The 14567-nt window shown below is 71.4% G+C and carries 14 protein-coding genes; 10 read left to right on the top strand and 4 right to left on the bottom strand.

What is annotated here, in order from left to right:
• Positions 1-14: 14 nt before the first annotated feature.
• Positions 15-656 carry a 2-phospho-L-lactate guanylyltransferase gene (cofC, locus tag EDD27_RS34125; protein WP_127936049.1) on the bottom strand — a complete coding sequence of 214 codons (642 nt, stop codon included), beginning with the start codon at positions 654-656 and terminating at the stop codon, positions 15-17.
• Between the two features lie 74 nt (positions 657-730).
• On the opposite strand from cofC, the gene EDD27_RS34120 reads away from it, so the two are divergent.
• The 3 genes from EDD27_RS34120 to EDD27_RS34110 are packed head-to-tail and all read left to right on the top strand — an operon-like array spanning position 731 to position 3611.
• Complete coding sequence (locus tag EDD27_RS34120) at positions 731-1441, top strand: lysophospholipid acyltransferase family protein (RefSeq protein WP_127936048.1); 711 nt, start codon at positions 731-733, stop codon at positions 1439-1441.
• 4 nt (positions 1442-1445) lie between these two features.
• Positions 1446-2456, top strand: coding sequence for an NAD(P)H-dependent glycerol-3-phosphate dehydrogenase (locus EDD27_RS34115; protein ID WP_127936047.1), 1011 nt, complete (start codon positions 1446-1448; stop codon positions 2454-2456).
• A gap of 60 nt (positions 2457-2516) precedes the next feature.
• The gene (locus EDD27_RS34110) at positions 2517-3611 is read left to right on the top strand and encodes a D-alanine--D-alanine ligase family protein (protein WP_127936046.1); all 1095 of its coding nucleotides are present in this window, start codon (positions 2517-2519) and stop codon (positions 3609-3611) included.
• Here the strand turns inward: EDD27_RS34110 and EDD27_RS34105 are convergent.
• Both EDD27_RS34105 and EDD27_RS34100 read right to left on the bottom strand, forming a co-directional pair.
• Positions 3594-4025 carry a DUF3515 family protein gene (locus tag EDD27_RS34105; RefSeq protein WP_127936045.1) on the bottom strand — a complete coding sequence of 144 codons (432 nt, stop codon included), beginning with the start codon at positions 4023-4025 and terminating at the stop codon, positions 3594-3596. The genes EDD27_RS34110 and EDD27_RS34105 overlap by 18 nt on opposite strands.
• A 13-nt stretch (positions 4026-4038) precedes the next feature.
• Positions 4039-4272 (bottom strand): Lrp/AsnC family transcriptional regulator, encoded by a 234-nt coding sequence (locus EDD27_RS34100; RefSeq protein ID WP_127936044.1) that lies wholly within the window; start codon positions 4270-4272, stop codon positions 4039-4041.
• A 68-nt stretch (positions 4273-4340) separates the two neighbouring features.
• Between EDD27_RS34100 and EDD27_RS34095 the strand changes: the two genes are divergently transcribed.
• The 3 genes from EDD27_RS34095 (at position 4341) to thiD (ending at position 8262) form a co-directional block, all read left to right on the top strand.
• A complete protein-coding gene (locus tag EDD27_RS34095; RefSeq protein WP_127941143.1) occupies positions 4341-5288 on the top strand; it encodes a thiamine-phosphate kinase in 948 nt (315 codons plus the stop codon).
• Between the two features lie 125 nt (positions 5289-5413).
• Complete coding sequence (locus EDD27_RS34090) at positions 5414-7450, top strand: hypothetical protein (RefSeq protein WP_127936043.1); 2037 nt, start codon at positions 5414-5416, stop codon at positions 7448-7450.
• 8 nt (positions 7451-7458) lie between these two features.
• Positions 7459-8262, top strand: a complete 804-nt coding sequence (thiD, locus tag EDD27_RS34085; RefSeq protein ID WP_127936042.1) for a bifunctional hydroxymethylpyrimidine kinase/phosphomethylpyrimidine kinase — start codon at positions 7459-7461, stop codon at positions 8260-8262.
• 228 nt (positions 8263-8490) lie between these two features.
• Here thiD and rpmB read toward each other — a convergent pair whose 3' ends face one another.
• The gene (gene rpmB / locus EDD27_RS34080) at positions 8491-8676 is read right to left on the bottom strand and encodes a 50S ribosomal protein L28 (protein WP_049556934.1); all 186 of its coding nucleotides are present in this window, start codon (positions 8674-8676) and stop codon (positions 8491-8493) included.
• A 275-nt stretch (positions 8677-8951) separates the two neighbouring features.
• Between rpmB and EDD27_RS34075 the strand changes: the two genes are divergently transcribed.
• The 4 genes from EDD27_RS34075 (at position 8952) to coaD (ending at position 14551) form a co-directional block, all read left to right on the top strand.
• Positions 8952-10496 carry a DAK2 domain-containing protein gene (locus EDD27_RS34075; RefSeq protein ID WP_127936041.1) on the top strand — a complete coding sequence of 515 codons (1545 nt, stop codon included), beginning with the start codon at positions 8952-8954 and terminating at the stop codon, positions 10494-10496.
• Positions 10497-10545: 49 nt separating this feature from the next.
• On the top strand, positions 10546-12738 hold the full coding sequence (gene recG / locus EDD27_RS34070) for an ATP-dependent DNA helicase RecG (protein WP_127936040.1): 2193 nt from the start codon (positions 10546-10548) through the stop codon (positions 12736-12738).
• Between the two features lie 755 nt (positions 12739-13493).
• Complete coding sequence (gene rsmD / locus EDD27_RS34065) at positions 13494-14060, top strand: 16S rRNA (guanine(966)-N(2))-methyltransferase RsmD (protein WP_127936039.1); 567 nt, start codon at positions 13494-13496, stop codon at positions 14058-14060.
• A 14-nt stretch (positions 14061-14074) separates the two neighbouring features.
• Entirely contained in the window at positions 14075-14551 is a 477-nt protein-coding gene (gene coaD / locus EDD27_RS34060) for a pantetheine-phosphate adenylyltransferase (RefSeq protein ID WP_127936038.1), read from the top strand.
• The last annotated feature ends 16 nt before the right edge of the window (positions 14552-14567 follow it).

Here is a 14567-nt window from a genome sequence, read left to right as displayed (position 1 = left end):
CGAGCACGCGAGGATCAACGCTCCGCGGCCGGCCACAATTCGGCGACCACCGCCGCCGTGCGCGGCCCCAGCCCGAGCGCGACGGCCGCGCGCAGGTCGTCTGGAGTGTCCACGTCACGCCTGACCGAGTCGATGCCCGGCACGCACAACTCCTTCGCCCCGCCGGCCAGGTGCTTGGCCCGCGACTCCCCGCCGAACCTCGGCGTGAACGCCACGCCGGGACGTACCCCGTAGAACGTCGTGCCCACGTCGAGCGCGTCCGGCACGAAGGACTGGTCGAACTCGGCCGCCGCCGACAGCGCCACCGCCAGCTCGGCCGGTCGCAGGGCGGGCAGGTCCGCCTGGAGCGCGCCCACCGCGTCGCCGGGCGCCACGCGCACGGCGTGGGCGGCGCCCGTGCGCAGCGCGGTGTTCAGGCCGCGATCGGGATCGGGCACCACGTCGGCGCCCAGAGCCGCCAGCGGCCCGGCCGCGGCGGGATCGGCCGTCACCACAATCACCCGCGCCACCGGCGGGCAGGCCAGCGCCGCCGCCACGGTGTCGCCGGCCACGGCCACGGCGAACTTGGTGCGATGCGGCCCCGTCGCCGCGGCCAGCCGAGTCTTCGCCGCGACCAGGGTTTTCACCGGGATCACAAGCGACCAGCGGATGCTCATACGCTTAAGCATCGCGCCTCGACATCCCTTGCGGCGAACCGGGACACTTGGGGCGCATACCCGAGGAGGAGATCATGAGCCGCCCCACGCGACCGTCGCGTTTCTGGGAAACCCTGGCAGTGATCGTCGTGAAGCCGCTGTCCCGGCTCCTGGTCAAGAAGGACTGGCGGCACGGCGAGCGCATCCCCCGCACCGGTGGCGTGATCATCGCGACGAACCACCTCTCCTGGACGGACCCGGTCCTGCTGTCCCACTTCCTCTACAACAACGGGCGCTGGCCGGTCATCCTCGCCAAGTCGGCCCTGTTCAAGGTGCCGTTCCTGGGCAAGGCCGTGACGGCGCTGCTGGCCATCCCGGTCGATCGCGGCAGCAGCGAGGCCGCCAGATCGCTCCATGCGTCGGCCCAGCGGCTCGAGGACGGGTGCGCGATCCTGTTCTACCCCGAGGGCACCTGCACCCGAGACCCCAACCTGTGGCCCATGGTGGGCAAGACGGGCGCGGCCCGGCTGGCGTTGGAGAGCGGCGCCCCGGTCATCCCGGTGGCCCACTGGGGGGCGCAGGAGCTGCTGCCGTACGGGGAGAAGAAGCCGAGGTTGTTCCCGCGCAAGACGTTCCACGTGTCGGTGGGCCCGCCGGTGGACCTGTCGAAGTACGCAGGTCAGCCGCTGCACGCCAGCGTGCTGCGCGAGGCCACGGCCGACATCATGGCGGCGATCACCCAGCAGCTGGCGGAGTTGCGTGGCGAGAAGGGCCCCGAGACCCCGTATGATCCGGCCGGGCGGTGATGGCATGACAAAGGTGGCCGTGTTCGGCACGGGCTCGTGGGGCACCACGTTCGCCATGATCCTGGCGGAGGCCGGTAACGAGGTCACGCTGTGGGGGCGCAGGCAGGAACTGGTCGAGGCGATCGACCGTACTCACATGAATCCCGACTACCTGCCCGGCATCCCCCTGCCCGAGTCGTTGCGGGCCACCACCGATCCGGCGCGGGCGCTGGACGGGGCGGAGTTCGTGGTGCTGGCCGTGCCCTCGCAGCAGCTGCGGCCCAACCTGGCCCGCTGGCGTGAGCACATCCCGCCGGGCGCGGTCCTGGTCAGCCTGATGAAGGGCATCGAGCTGGGCACGACCAAGCGGATGAGCGAGGTGATCCGCGAGGTCGCCGAGGTGCCGGAGGAGCGGGTCGCGGTGATCTCGGGTCCCAACCTCGCCAAGGAGATCGCCCAGCGCCAGCCCGCCGCGACGGTCGTGGCCTGCACGGACCTGTCCGTGGCCGAGCGGCTGCAGGCGATCTGCCACCTGCCGCCGTGGTTCCGCCCTTACACCAACCCCGACGTGGTCGGCGTCGAGCTCGGCGGCGCGGTGAAGAACGTCATCGCGCTGGCCGTGGGCGTCTCCGCCGGCATGGGCATGGGCGACAACGTCAGCGCCATGCTCATCACCCGAGGACTGGCCGAGATCTCCCGCCTGGGCGCCGCGCTGGGGGCCGACCCGCACACGTTCTCGGGCCTCGCCGGGATGGGCGACCTGGTCGCCACGTGCACGTCGCCGCTGTCGCGCAACCGCACGTTCGGCGAGAACCTGGGCCGCGGCATGACGCTGGCGGAGGTGATCGCCGCCACCAAGCAGACCGCCGAGGGCGTCAAGTCGTGCGAGTCGGTGCTGGCGCTGGCCAGGAAACACGACGTGGAGATGCCGATCACCGAGGTCGTCGTCGGCGTCGTGCACGACGGCATGTCCCCGGCCGAGGCGGGGATGCTGCTCATGTCACGATCGCCCAAGCCGGAGCGATATGGCGTCTGACTTGCGCTTGCGGCGTGCTCGGCTCGCTGTCCTGGGGACACCCCGGTAGATTCGGACACCATGAGCAAGCCACGCGTCGCCGTCGTTTTCGGAGGTCGCAATTCCGAGCATGCCGTGTCCCTGATGGGCGCGGGCAGTGTCCTGGATGCGATCGACAGGAGCAAATACGAGGTGATCCCGATCGGGATCGCCCAGGACGGCAGGTGGGTGCTGGCCACGTCCGACCAGCGGTTCGCCATCGAGGGCGGGGAGTTGCCGGTCGTCGACAGCACGGGCGCGGCGCTGGCGCTGCCGTCCGGCGGCTCTTCGCTGGTGGCGTACGACCCGGGCAGCATTCCCGTGGAGCTCGGCTCGGTCGACGTGGTGTTCCCCATAATGCACGGGCCGTTCGCCGAGGACGGCACCATCCAGGGGTTGCTGGAGATGGCCGGGGTCCGCTACGTCGGCTCCGGTGTGCTGGCCAGCGCGGTCGGCATGGACAAGGCCCACATGAAGACCGTGATGGCCGCCGCGGGGCTGCCGACCGGCCGCTACGTGGTCGTGCGTGACCGGGACTGGCGGCTCAACCGCGAGCTCGTGATCAAGGAGGCGGAGGAGCTGGGCTGGCCGGTGTTCGTCAAGCCCGCCAGGGCCGGGTCCTCGCAGGGCATCTCCAAGGCGCACGACCGGGGGGAGCTGGAGGAGGCCGTCGAGTTCGCCAGGCAGCACGACCCCAAGGTGCTCATCGAGGCCGCGATCGAGGGGCGCGAGATCGAGTGCGCGGTGCTGGAGTCGTTCGGCGACGAGCCGGCCGCGGCGTCGTTGCCCGGCGAGGTGAAGATCGAGGGCGGGCAGGAGTTCTTCGACTTCGAGGCGAAGTACTACCCCGACCAGATGTCGCTGACCGTGCCCGCCGACATCCCGGCGGAGACGGCCGAGGAGTTGCGGGCCATGGCCGTGCGGGCGTTCGAGGCGCTCGACTGCGAAGGGCTCGCGCGGGTGGACTTCTTCTACACCCCCGAGGGCAAGCTGATCTTCAACGAGATCAACACGATGCCGGGGTTCACGTCGCTGTCGGTGGCGCCGCAGCTGTGGGCCGCGACGGGTCTGCCGTACCCGGCGCTGGTGGACCGGCTCATCCAGCTCGCGCTGAACCGGTCAGCGGGTCTGCGGTGAGATCTGGCCGACCGGCTTCGACAGGTCGGCGAGGACCTCGGCGGCGGTGTGCTCGCCGCCGACCGTGACCTCCACGTAGGCGGCGTCGGTCACGGCGGTGAACAGCGCGGGCTTCTCGGGGTCGGGGAACCAGCCGACGCCGTTGATCTCCTGCAGCTGGTCGGTCGGCGCCATCCTGGCCGGCCGGGGCACGCCGCAGCGCAGCGCGATGACGCCGTCGCCCCAGACGGCCACGTACGGCGACTCGGGCGTGGACGTGCCGCGCGGCGCCCCGTCGAGCGTCTGGGGCAACAGCGTCGCCAGCTTGTCGCAGGCGGCCACCGCCGGGCCCTGCGGCACGGGCGGCTCCACCTGCACGGTGCCGCCGCACCCGGCGAGCGCGAGGAGAACGAGCAGGACGGCGGCGGCACGCATGCGACGACTACCCTCAAATGTGAACGATCGGACACGTAAGAGTACGCGTGATCCCCTCCACCGCCTGAATCTGGGCGACGACGAGCTTGCCCAGTTCATCGACGTTACGGGCCTCGGCGCGGACGATCACGTCGTAGGGGCCCGTCACGTCCTCCGCCTGAGTGACCCCGGAGATCCCGGAAATCTCGTGGGCCACGGCAGCGGCCTTGCCGACCTCGGTCTGAATAAGGATGTAGGCCTGCACCATTGCGTCCTCCCAGGCGATTGGATCACGCCGAAGGGCCACCGTACCCTGTGTGCGTCAGGAGGTGCGTCATCACAGTCGGAGATCTCGGCGAATTCGGAGCGATAAATCGTATTACGGGACGTCTGCCCCAGGGCGCGGCGGTGATGCTGGGCCCGGGTGACGACGCCGCGGTGATCGGCGCGCCCGACGGGCGGGTCGCGGTGTCCACGGATTTGCTGATCGAGGGTAGACATTTCCGCCGGGACTGGTCCAGCGGTTATGACGTGGGCCGCAAGGCCGCCGCGCAGAACCTCGCGGACGTGGCCGCCATGGGCGCGACGCCCACGTGCATCGTGGTCGGGCTCGGGATCCCGGCCGACCTGCCGGTGACGTGGCTGGACGCGCTGACCGAAGGGTTCCGCGACGAGTGCGCCGTGGTCGGCGCGAGCGTGGCCGGCGGTGACATCACCCGGTGCGACCTGGTGGTCCTCGGGGTCACCGCGCTGGGCGATCTGGGCGGGCGGCCGCCCGTCACCCGTGCCGGGGCGGCGCCGGGGCAGGTGGTGGCGGTGGCGGGGCGGCTCGGGTACGCCGCCGCCGGGTGGGCGCTGCTCGAGGCGGGTGCGCCGGTGGACTCCTCCGTGCTCCAGGAGGCCGTGGCCGCGCACCGGCGGCCGTGTCCCCCGTACGCGGAGGGCCCGCGCGCGGCCGAGCTGGGCGCGACCGCGATGCTCGATGTCAGCGACGGGCTGCTGCAGGATCTGGGCCACGTCGCGAAGGCCAGCGGAGTGCGGATCGAGCTGGATCCACAGGCGTTTCCCATTGGGGAGCCGGTGGCGGTGGCGGCCAAGGAACTGGGGGTCGATCCGCTGGAATGGGTGCTGGCGGGTGGCGAGGATCATGCTCTCGCCGCGGTATTTCCCAAAGATGTACGTTTGCCGGCGTCGTGGCAGGTCGTGGGCCGGGTGATCGAGGGCGACGGGGTACTGGTGTATGGGCGTGAGATTGGCCACAGCGGGTGGGATCACTTTCGGTGATGATCTGTCCCGATTTAAGTGATAATTTCCCGATTTGGGGTATGACTAGTGGGATTGTTGTGACAACGGCGTAGCAAAGGTGTTATGAAGATTGGCGGCCACTGTAACCGGCAGAAAGGGCAGCCATGGGCCGCCACGGCACAGGTGGATCCGACGACGGGGATGAATGGGGGAGCGGCAGCGCATTCTGGGGTCCTGACGAGCAGGACGACCAGCCGGGCTGGCCGTCGCTGCCGGACCGGCCCGAGGTGACGGGGCAGTGGGCCCCGATGCCGCGGCGAGAGAGCCAGCCGCCGTCGCACGGGCCGCAGTTCGAGCCGTTCGAGACCACTGGGGCGTTCGCGCTGCCCAACGACCCCGCCGGCGGCATCTCACCGGCCAACGGCCCTGCGGGCGCCTTCCCGCCGCCGCCGAGCCCGTTCGGCGAGCAGGCCGGGCCTTTCGAGACGACGGGCGCGTTCACGCGCCCTCCGGAGTGGGACTCGCCCCCCGACCCTCTCGGCCCCGGCCCCCGGAACCAGCCAAGCTTCCCTGACGCCCCAGGCCCTTCTAACGCTCCAAACCCCTTCGGCGAACCAAGACCCGGCGGCGGGTTCGACACCTCCCGCGGCCCCGACGTCTTCGGCGGTCCCGCCACCGGCGCCTTCGACCGACCGGGCGCCTTTGACCAGCCGGGCGCGTTCGATCGCCCCGCCACGCCCCACGGACCCGGCGCGTCCATGTCCGGCGAGGGCTCTGGTGCCTTCGGAGGGCCGATGCCTGCCGAGGGCCGGGACGCGTTCGGATGGCCGACGTCCGGCGAGGGCGCGGCCGGCGGCTTCGACCCGTCGGGACCTGGACGTCCGGGCGCCTTCGACCGCCCGGCAGCCTTCAACGCGCCCGCAGGCGGAAGCGGCCCCTTCGACAGGCCGGGGGACGGAACCGGCCCCTTCGGCGGTCCAGGGCCCTTCGGCGGTCCAGGACCCTTTGACGGTCCAGGGCCCTTTGACGGTCCAGGACCCTTTGACGGCCCCGAGGGGCGCGACGGAGCAGGCGACCGGGACGGCGCCTTCGGCGGGCCAGCGGACCGTACGGCCAGGTTCGACCAGGTCCCTGGCCTGGGCGCGGCGTCTAGCGGCCCGCCCGAGCCGGGTGACATCAAGGTGGCCGGCGAGCCGACGGCCGTGCAGGCGCCAGTATGGGCGGAGACCGAGACCGGGTTCCTGGGCTCCGGCTGGTCGGACGACTCCGGCCTGGACGAGCCGGACGATCGCAAGGGCCGGCGCGGCCGCCGCAAGGCCGGAGGCGGCAGCGGCGGTCGGCGCGGCGGAGGTGGCGGCCGGGATGGCGACGAGGTGTTCGCGACCCCGTCCGGGCCGGGCAAGGCCCGGGTGGCCCTGCTGTCGGTGGCGGCCGTGGCCGTCGTGCTCGGCGGCACCGTGGCCGGAGTCAAGCTCATGAGCTCCTCCGGCGCCCCCGCCACATGCGAGGGCACCGCGTGCGCGGCCGCGCCGGCCACGAACGGCCAGCCAGGCCCTGCGGTCTCCGACCCCGCCCCCGAGGAGAGCGAGACCGAGCCCGAGGAGGAGCCGGTCGAGGAGGAAGAGACCACTCCGTCCGAGACCCCGACGCCGACGGCCTCGTACGCCCCCCGCACGCCCCGGCGCACCACCTCGGCCACGCCCACGCCGACCAAGACCAAGGTGAAGAAGTCCACGACTCCGACGCCGGCGCCCACGCGCTCGTCGGAGGCGCCCGTCGAGGACGGCGTGACCCTCTCGCCGAGCGACGACCCGTCGGCGCTGGACGAGCCCGACACGCCGACCGCCAGTGCGACGCCGGACCCCACCATCGACGCGGGGACGCTCAACTCCGGTGCCAGCGGTGCCTCGGTGAACATCAGGCAGAAGATCACCCAGCGCCTGACCACCTACAAATCCGACATGACGCTCTCGAACACCTCGCAAGAGCAACTGGACACCCCCACGGTCTCCATGCCCGTCGAGGGCCGGGTGCTGAGCGTGAGCGGCGCCGAGTGGACGCAGGACGGCGACCTGCTGATCCTGGATCTGTCGCGATCGCTGGCAGCGGGCGACTCGGCCGAGGTCTCGTTCACCGCCACCGGCCGCGGCCTGGAAGCCCAGACCTGCGGCATGGTCAGCGGGGAGTGTGCCGTCAGCTGAATGGTTGGATGGGGGACATGACGGTTTCGATCCCTCCACGTGTGCTGACCGTCGCCGGCTCCGACTCAGGAGGCGGCGCGGGCATCCAGGCCGATCTGAAGACCATGCTGGCCATGGGCGTCCACGGCATGAGCGTCATCGCGGCGGTGACCGCGCAGAACTCGCTCGGCGTCCAGGGCTACTGGGAGCTGCCGCCCGAGGCCGTACGGGCGCAGCTCGACTCCGTGCTCGGCGACATCGGCGCCCAGGCCGTCAAGACGGGCATGCTGGCCTCTCCGGCGCTGGTCGAGCTCGTGGCGGATGTGCTGGGCGGCTATGCCGCGCCCGTCGTGGTCGATCCCGTCGGGGTGTCCAAGCACGGCGACCCGCTGCTGGCGCCCGAGGCCGTCGAGACGGTGCGGACCCGGCTGCTGCCCGTGGCCACCGTGGCCACGCCGAACCTGTGGGAGGTGGAGCAGCTCACCTCGGTCAAGGTCGAGGACGAGGACGGGCTGCGGCGGGCGGCGGACGCCGTACTGGAGCTGGGGCCCAGGTGGGCGCTCATCAAGGGCGGCCATCTGCCTGGCGCGCCCGTGGACCTGCTCACGGACGGGACCAGCGAATACCGCTTCGCCGCCGAACGCCTCGACAACCGCCACACCCACGGCACGGGGTGCACGCTGGCCTCGGCGATCGCCTCACGGCTCGCGCTGGGCGATGATGTGCCGGCGGCGGTGGGCAAGGCGAAGGAGTATGTGACGGGCGCGATCGCCCGGGGCTTCCCCTTGGGCGCCGGCATCGGCCCAGTGGACCATGCCTGGCCGTGGCGATGACCTTTTTCTATCTTTCTTTACGAGTTGCCGGGGTTTGCCACTGCCTTACTTCGGCTGATGGCCCTCCAGGAAACGGCCTCTGATCCCTTCACCGGCTGAGCGCCGTTACGCGAGCCCCGACTTGACCGGCTTCCCTGGTGCGCGTCCCGCGCGGCCGCCCTGTCGGAGGGTGAAAACGCGCAAGCCCGCGGCTCCGTCAGGAGCAGCGGGCTTGCGCGAAAAGTGTGGTTAGCGGGTGACCTTGCCCGCCTTGATGCACGAGGTGCACACGTTCAGCTTCTTCGGCGTGCCGCCGATGACCGCGCGAACCGTCTGGATGTTGGGGTTCCAACGACGACGGGTGCGGCGGTGCGAGTGGGACACGTTGTTGCCGAAGGTCGGCCCCTTGCGGCAGACATCGCAGACGGAAGCCACGGTATCGCTCCTTAAAACAGTCGATGTAGCCCTGTCCGCTGATGCTTTCCGGGCGGAGGGCATGCCGGGACAACCGGCCAGCCAGACGAGAATATCCGATCCACACCGTTGGGCGCGAACCGGGACGCTGGACCGAGCAGTGGTGAGCACTCCATTTGGCCCGGCGCAGAGATATTCTCCTCCAACAACGGTAGCGCATCCGGGCGGGCCCGGATGCCGGTCGGGGATGCAGCCGGTCGGGATCGGTTGGCTGGGGACGGAGTCGCAGAGCGCAGATGAAGATCCTCGATCCGCCCGCGGTGCGCCGCTGGGCCCGCTTGGCGGCCGACGCGCTCGGCCGGGCCAGGACCGAGATCGACGCGCTCAACGTGTTCCCGGTCGCCGACGGCGACACCGGTACGAACCTGCACCTGACCATGCTGTCCGCGGCCGAGGCCGTCGAGTCGTTGCCCGACGACGTGGACGCGGCCGTGGTGTGGCAGACGCTCTCGTACGGTGCCCTCGTCGGGGCCCGCGGCAACTCCGGCGTGATCGTCAGCCAGGCGCTGCGCGGCCTCGCCGAGGTGCTGAAGGACGGCCACGACCTGCGGGCCGGGCTGCTCAGGGCCGCCGTGCTCGCCAGGGAGGCGGTGGCCAGGCCGGTCGAGGGCACGGTGCTGAGCGTGCTGGAATCCGCCGCGCGGGCCGTACAGGAGGTGGACGGGGACCTGCACGAGGTGGCCCGGCAGGCGGCGGGGGAGGCGCGGGCGGCGCTGCGGCGTACCCCCGACCAGCTCGACGTGCTCGCCCGCAGCGGTGTCGTGGACGCGGGGGGCGCCGGCGCGGCGATCGTGCTGGAGACGCTGGCCGCGGTGATCACCGACTCGTACGCCGACCACTACGACGTGCCGTCGCCGACGGCGCCGGTGGCGCCCATGACCGAGGTCGGCGCGGGATACGAGGTGATGTACCTGCTGGACGCCGACGACCGGGCGGTGGCCGGGCTGCGCGAGGAGCTCGACGCCATGGGGGACTCGCTCGTCGTGGTCGGCGGCGAAGGGCTGTGGAACGTGCACGTCCACGTGGCCGAGGCAGGTCCCGCCGTCGAGGCCGGGCTGCGGGCGGGGCGGCCGCACCGGATCAAGATCACTTACCTGGCCGAGCGAACCCACCGCGGCAACGCGGGCAGGGGAGTGGTGGCGGTCGCCGCAGGGGACGGGATCGCGGCGTTGTTCGAGGAGTGCGGGGCCGTCGTGGTACGCCGCACGCCCGGCGCCCGCCCCGCGCTCCCCGCCCTCCTGGCCGCGATCAGGCAGGCCGGCAGCGAGGTCGCTGTCCTGCCGAACGACGATGGCGTCGGCGCCGTCGCCGCGGCGGCGGCCGAGATCGCCCGCGAGCACGGCGTCGTGGTCAGCGTGCTGCCCACGAAGGCGACCGTGCAGGGGCTGGCGGCGCTGGCCGTACACGATCCGCTGCGCCGCTTCGACGACGACGTGGTGGCGATGACCGACGCGGCCAGCCAGACCAGGTACGGGCACGTGACGGTGGCCGACAGGGAGGCGTTCACGAGCGCCGGGGTGTGCCGTCCCGGTGACGTGCTGGGCATGATCGAGGGCGACGTGGCGGTGATCGGCGGCACGCTGGAGCGGGTGGCCACGGTGATCGTGGGCAGGATGGTGGCCGGCGGCGGCGAGCTGGTGACACTGGTCACGGGCGCCGAGGCGCCCGCCGGTCTCGCCGCCTGCGTCGAGGAGCACCTGCGACGTACCCGACCGGACGTGGACTTAGTGGTCTACGACGGCGAGCAGGGCGGCTACCCGCTGCTGATCGGTGTGGAGTAGACGGCGTGTACGGGATTCCTGTCGGCCGCAGGCGGTAGAACTTAATGCCGTGAGCCGTTTCGACGAGCCTCTGACGAAGGCGCTCGACCCGAAGACCGCCAAGCTGCTGCACAGCGTGCTCGGCCTGGAGACGGTCGGCGACCTGCTGCGCCACTACCCGCGACGTTACGCCGAGCGCGGGGAGCTGACCTCGCTGGACGCGCTGGAGGTGGACGAGCACGTCACCGTGGTCGGCGAGGTGACCAGGCTCATGCGCAAACCCATGCGCAACCGCGGCGGCACCTGGCTGGAGGTCGAGGTCGTCGACGGCAACGGCAACAAGATCTACCTGTCGTTCTTCGGCAAGGGGTCCCATGTGGCCGAGTCGCGGCTGAAGCCGGGGCGGCGCGGCATGTTCGCGGGCAAGGTGGGGTTGTTCGGGGCGCGGGGCAGGCCGCGCTGGCAGCTCGCCCACCCCGAGTTCGAGCTGTTCGAGGAGAGCGAGGGGAGCGCGGAGGAGTTCGCGGCGGCCCCGGTGCCGATCTACCCGGCGGGGAAAGACCTGACGCCGTGGGCGATCAGGCGCGCCGTCGGCATCGTGCTCGACACGCTCGGCCCGCTGGACGACCCGCTGCCCGCCGAGCTTCGGGTGCGCCACGGCCTGCAGCCGCTGGCCGACGCGCTGGAAGCCATCCACCGGCCGAAGGACTTCGCCGAGGTGGGGCGGGCGCGCAAACGGCTGAAGTTCGACGAGGCGTTCGTGCTGCAGGCCGTGCTGCTGCAGCGCCGCCAGGCGGCCACCGCCTGGCCCGCCAAGCCGCGGCCCAGGCGTGCGGACGGGCTGCTGGCGGCGTTCGACGAGCGGCTGCCGTTCTCGTTGACGGAGGGGCAGGCGCAGGTGGGCGAGGAGATCGCCGCCGACCTCGCGTGCGAGCACCCGATGCACCGGCTGCTGCAGGGCGAGGTCGGCGCGGGCAAGACGGTGGTGGCGCTGCGGGCGATGTTGCAGGTGGTCGACGCGGGCGGCCAGGCCGCGCTCCTGGCCCCGACGGAGGTGCTCGCCCAGCAGCACCACCGCTCGATCACGAGCATGCTGGGCGACCTGGCGCAGGGCGGCATGTTCGGCGGCACGGCGGTCACGCTGCTGACCGGCTCGATGGGCGCGGCCGCCCGGCGCTCCGCCCTGCTCGACGCCGCCTCCGGCAACGCCGGGATCGTCGTCGGCACGCACGCACTGCTGCAGGAGCACGTGCAGTTCGCCGACCTGGGGCTGGTCGTGGTCGACGAGCAGCACCGCTTCGGGGTCGAGCAGCGCGACGCGTTGCGCGAGAAAGCGGGGGACGGCCGCCCGCACGTCCTGGTCATGACCGCCACTCCGATCCCGCGCACGGTCGCCATGACGGTCTTCGGAGACCTGGAGGTCTCGACCCTGTCCCAGCTCCCGTCGGGCCGGGCCCCCATCACCACGCATGTCGTGCCGGCCGCGGAGAAGCCCCACTACCTGGAGCGCACCTGGGAGCGGGTGCGGGAGGAGGTGGCGCTGGGGCGGCAGGCCTACATCGTGTGCCCGCGCATCGGCGACCTGGAAGGCGACGAGGGCGACATGGGGGTCGTCGCGTCGGGAGGCGCTTCCGGGGACGACGAGCGCCGCCCGCCGCTGGCCGTCCTGGACGTGGCCGAGCTGCTGACGGAGGGACCCTTCCACGATCTGCGCGTCGGCACCCTGCACGGCAAGCTGCCGCCGGAGGAGAAGGACGCGATCATGCGCTCCTTCACGCGTGGCGAGCTCGACGTCCTGGTCGCCACGACCGTCATCGAGGTGGGCGTGGACGTGCCCAATTCCTCCGTCATGATCATCATGGACGCCGACCGCTTCGGCGTCTCCCAGCTCCACCAGCTGCGCGGCCGCGTGGGCCGTGGCGGCCTTCCCGGCCTGTGCCTCCTGGTCTCCGACTTCCCCGAGGGCACCCCGGCCCGCCTCCGCCTGGACGCGGTGGCCGCCACCCTGGACGGCTTCGAGCTGTCGCGGGTGGACCTGGAGCAGCGGCGTGAGGGCGATGTCCTGGGCGCCGCCCAGTCGGGCAAGCGCTCGTCGCTGAAGCTGCTGCAACTCCTGCGCGACGAGGACGTCATCGCCACGGCCAGGGAGGAGGCAGCCGCCCTCCTGACCGAGGACCCGGACCTGACGACCCACGAGGGCCTGAGAGCCGAGATCGACCGGCTCCTGGCAGACGAACGAGCGGAGTACCTGGAGAAGGCCTGACCCCCGCCCAGGGGGCCCCGCCGCCGGCACGGACGTCGGCCGGGGCGTGGGCAAGATGGGCCGCGCCTGGCCCGGGCGGATGGGGCGCTGTGGGGCCCGGGCGGGACGGGGCGCTGCTGGCGCGGGTGGGACGGCGCGACTGGCAGGCCGTGGCGGGACCGAGCAGCGGGGGCGGGGCAGGACGGGGCGCGCGGTCTGTGGGGGCGGGAGGACCGCCTGGGGCGCGCGGAGGACCCCCGTGGGGGCGGGCAGGATGGCGCACGTGGGTGCGGGGCGGGATCGGGCGTGTGAGGTGCGGGTCTTTGGGCGCCGGTGCGGCGGGGAGGTGTGCGGCGGAGCCCGGCGCAAGTCGTGCGGCGCTCGGATGGGAACCACGGACCCCGGTCAACATGGGCTCGCGTAACGGCGGGCCACCACTGAAGGGTTCAGAGGCCGTTTCCTGGAGGGCCATCAGCCGAAGTAAGGCGAGTGGCGAACCACGGCACCGCGTAAAAGAAGAAAACAAAAAGGCCCCAGCCGCGGGGACGGCCTCCCCCCGAATGCCGTCCCCGGCTGGGCCCACCCTCGGGTCAGGTGCCGAGGGAACCGGCGTGCGGAAGGGCTCACGATCACGCCGGTCGGCCTTCATGTGGGTCACCTCGAAGGCCGCAGACTCATCATGCGGGCCCACCGCACCGATGTGAATCACCCTTGCGCACTCGAGGCAGACACTTGTCCACTCTTGACCTGCGTGAACATGCGAAAGAATGGGGCACATGACTCGGATCATCGCGGGCAGCGCGGGTGGGCGGCGGCTGGCGGTCCCGCCGGGGCGCGGGACGAGACCGACCAGTGACAGGGCACGAGAAGGGATCTTCTTGACGCTCGATTCACTGTACGGCCTCCACGACGCCCGGATCATGGACCTCTACGCCGGCTCGGGTGCGATCGGCCTGGAGGCGCTGTCGCGCGGGGCCGCCGAGGCGGTGCTGGTGGAGTCCGACCCGAAAGCCGTCCGCACGATCAAGGCGAACGTCCAGTCCCTGGGCCTCGAAGGCGCCCGAGTGGTGGCCGACAAGGTGGCGCGGGTCCTGGCCAAGACGCCGGACGCACCGTACGACATCGTCTTCGCCGACCCGCCATACGCCGTTCCCGAGGCCGAGATCCTCACGGTCCTGGAGCTGCTGCGTGACAACGGCTGGCTGGTCCAGGAGGGGTTGGTGGCGTTCGAGAGGGAAAGCAGGGGAAAGGCCCTGGTATGGCCGGAAGGGTACGTTGAGGAGAGGGTCCGTCGCTATGGCGAAGCGTCCGTTTGGTACGGTCGCGCCGCCGGGAACCCGTAGACCTGGGAGGCGTCTTGCGCCGCGTAGTCTGCCCGGGGTCGTTCGACCCCATCACCAATGGCCACCTCGACATCATCGGCCGTTCGGCCCGCCTGTATGACGAGGTGACCGTAGCAGTGCTCATCAACGTCGAGAAGAGCAGCCTGTTCACTGTCGATGAACGCATCGAGATCCTGCAGACCGTGACGAAGGAATTCGACAACGTCAAGGTGCGGAAGTTCCACGGCCTGCTGGTGGACTTCTGCAAGCAGAACGACATCCCCGCCATCGTCAAGGGCATCAGGGTGGTCAGCGACTTCGACTACGAGCTGCAGATGGCGCAGCTCAACTACCGCCTGTCGGGGGTGGAGACGCTGTTCATGCCCACGAACCCCGAATACTCGTTCCTGTCCTCCAGCCGGGTGAAAGAGATCGCCCGATATGGTGGGGACGTCTCCGGCCTGGTGCCGGATCTCGTCCACAAGCTGCTCATCGAGCGGCTCAGGGGCTGACTTCGACCTGCTATCC

Origin of the sequence: Nonomuraea polychroma (genome assembly GCF_004011505.1) — a bacterium.
Lineage (GTDB): Bacteria > Actinomycetota > Actinomycetes > Streptosporangiales > Streptosporangiaceae > Nonomuraea > Nonomuraea polychroma.
This window is presented reverse-complemented; position numbering and strand designations above follow the sequence as displayed.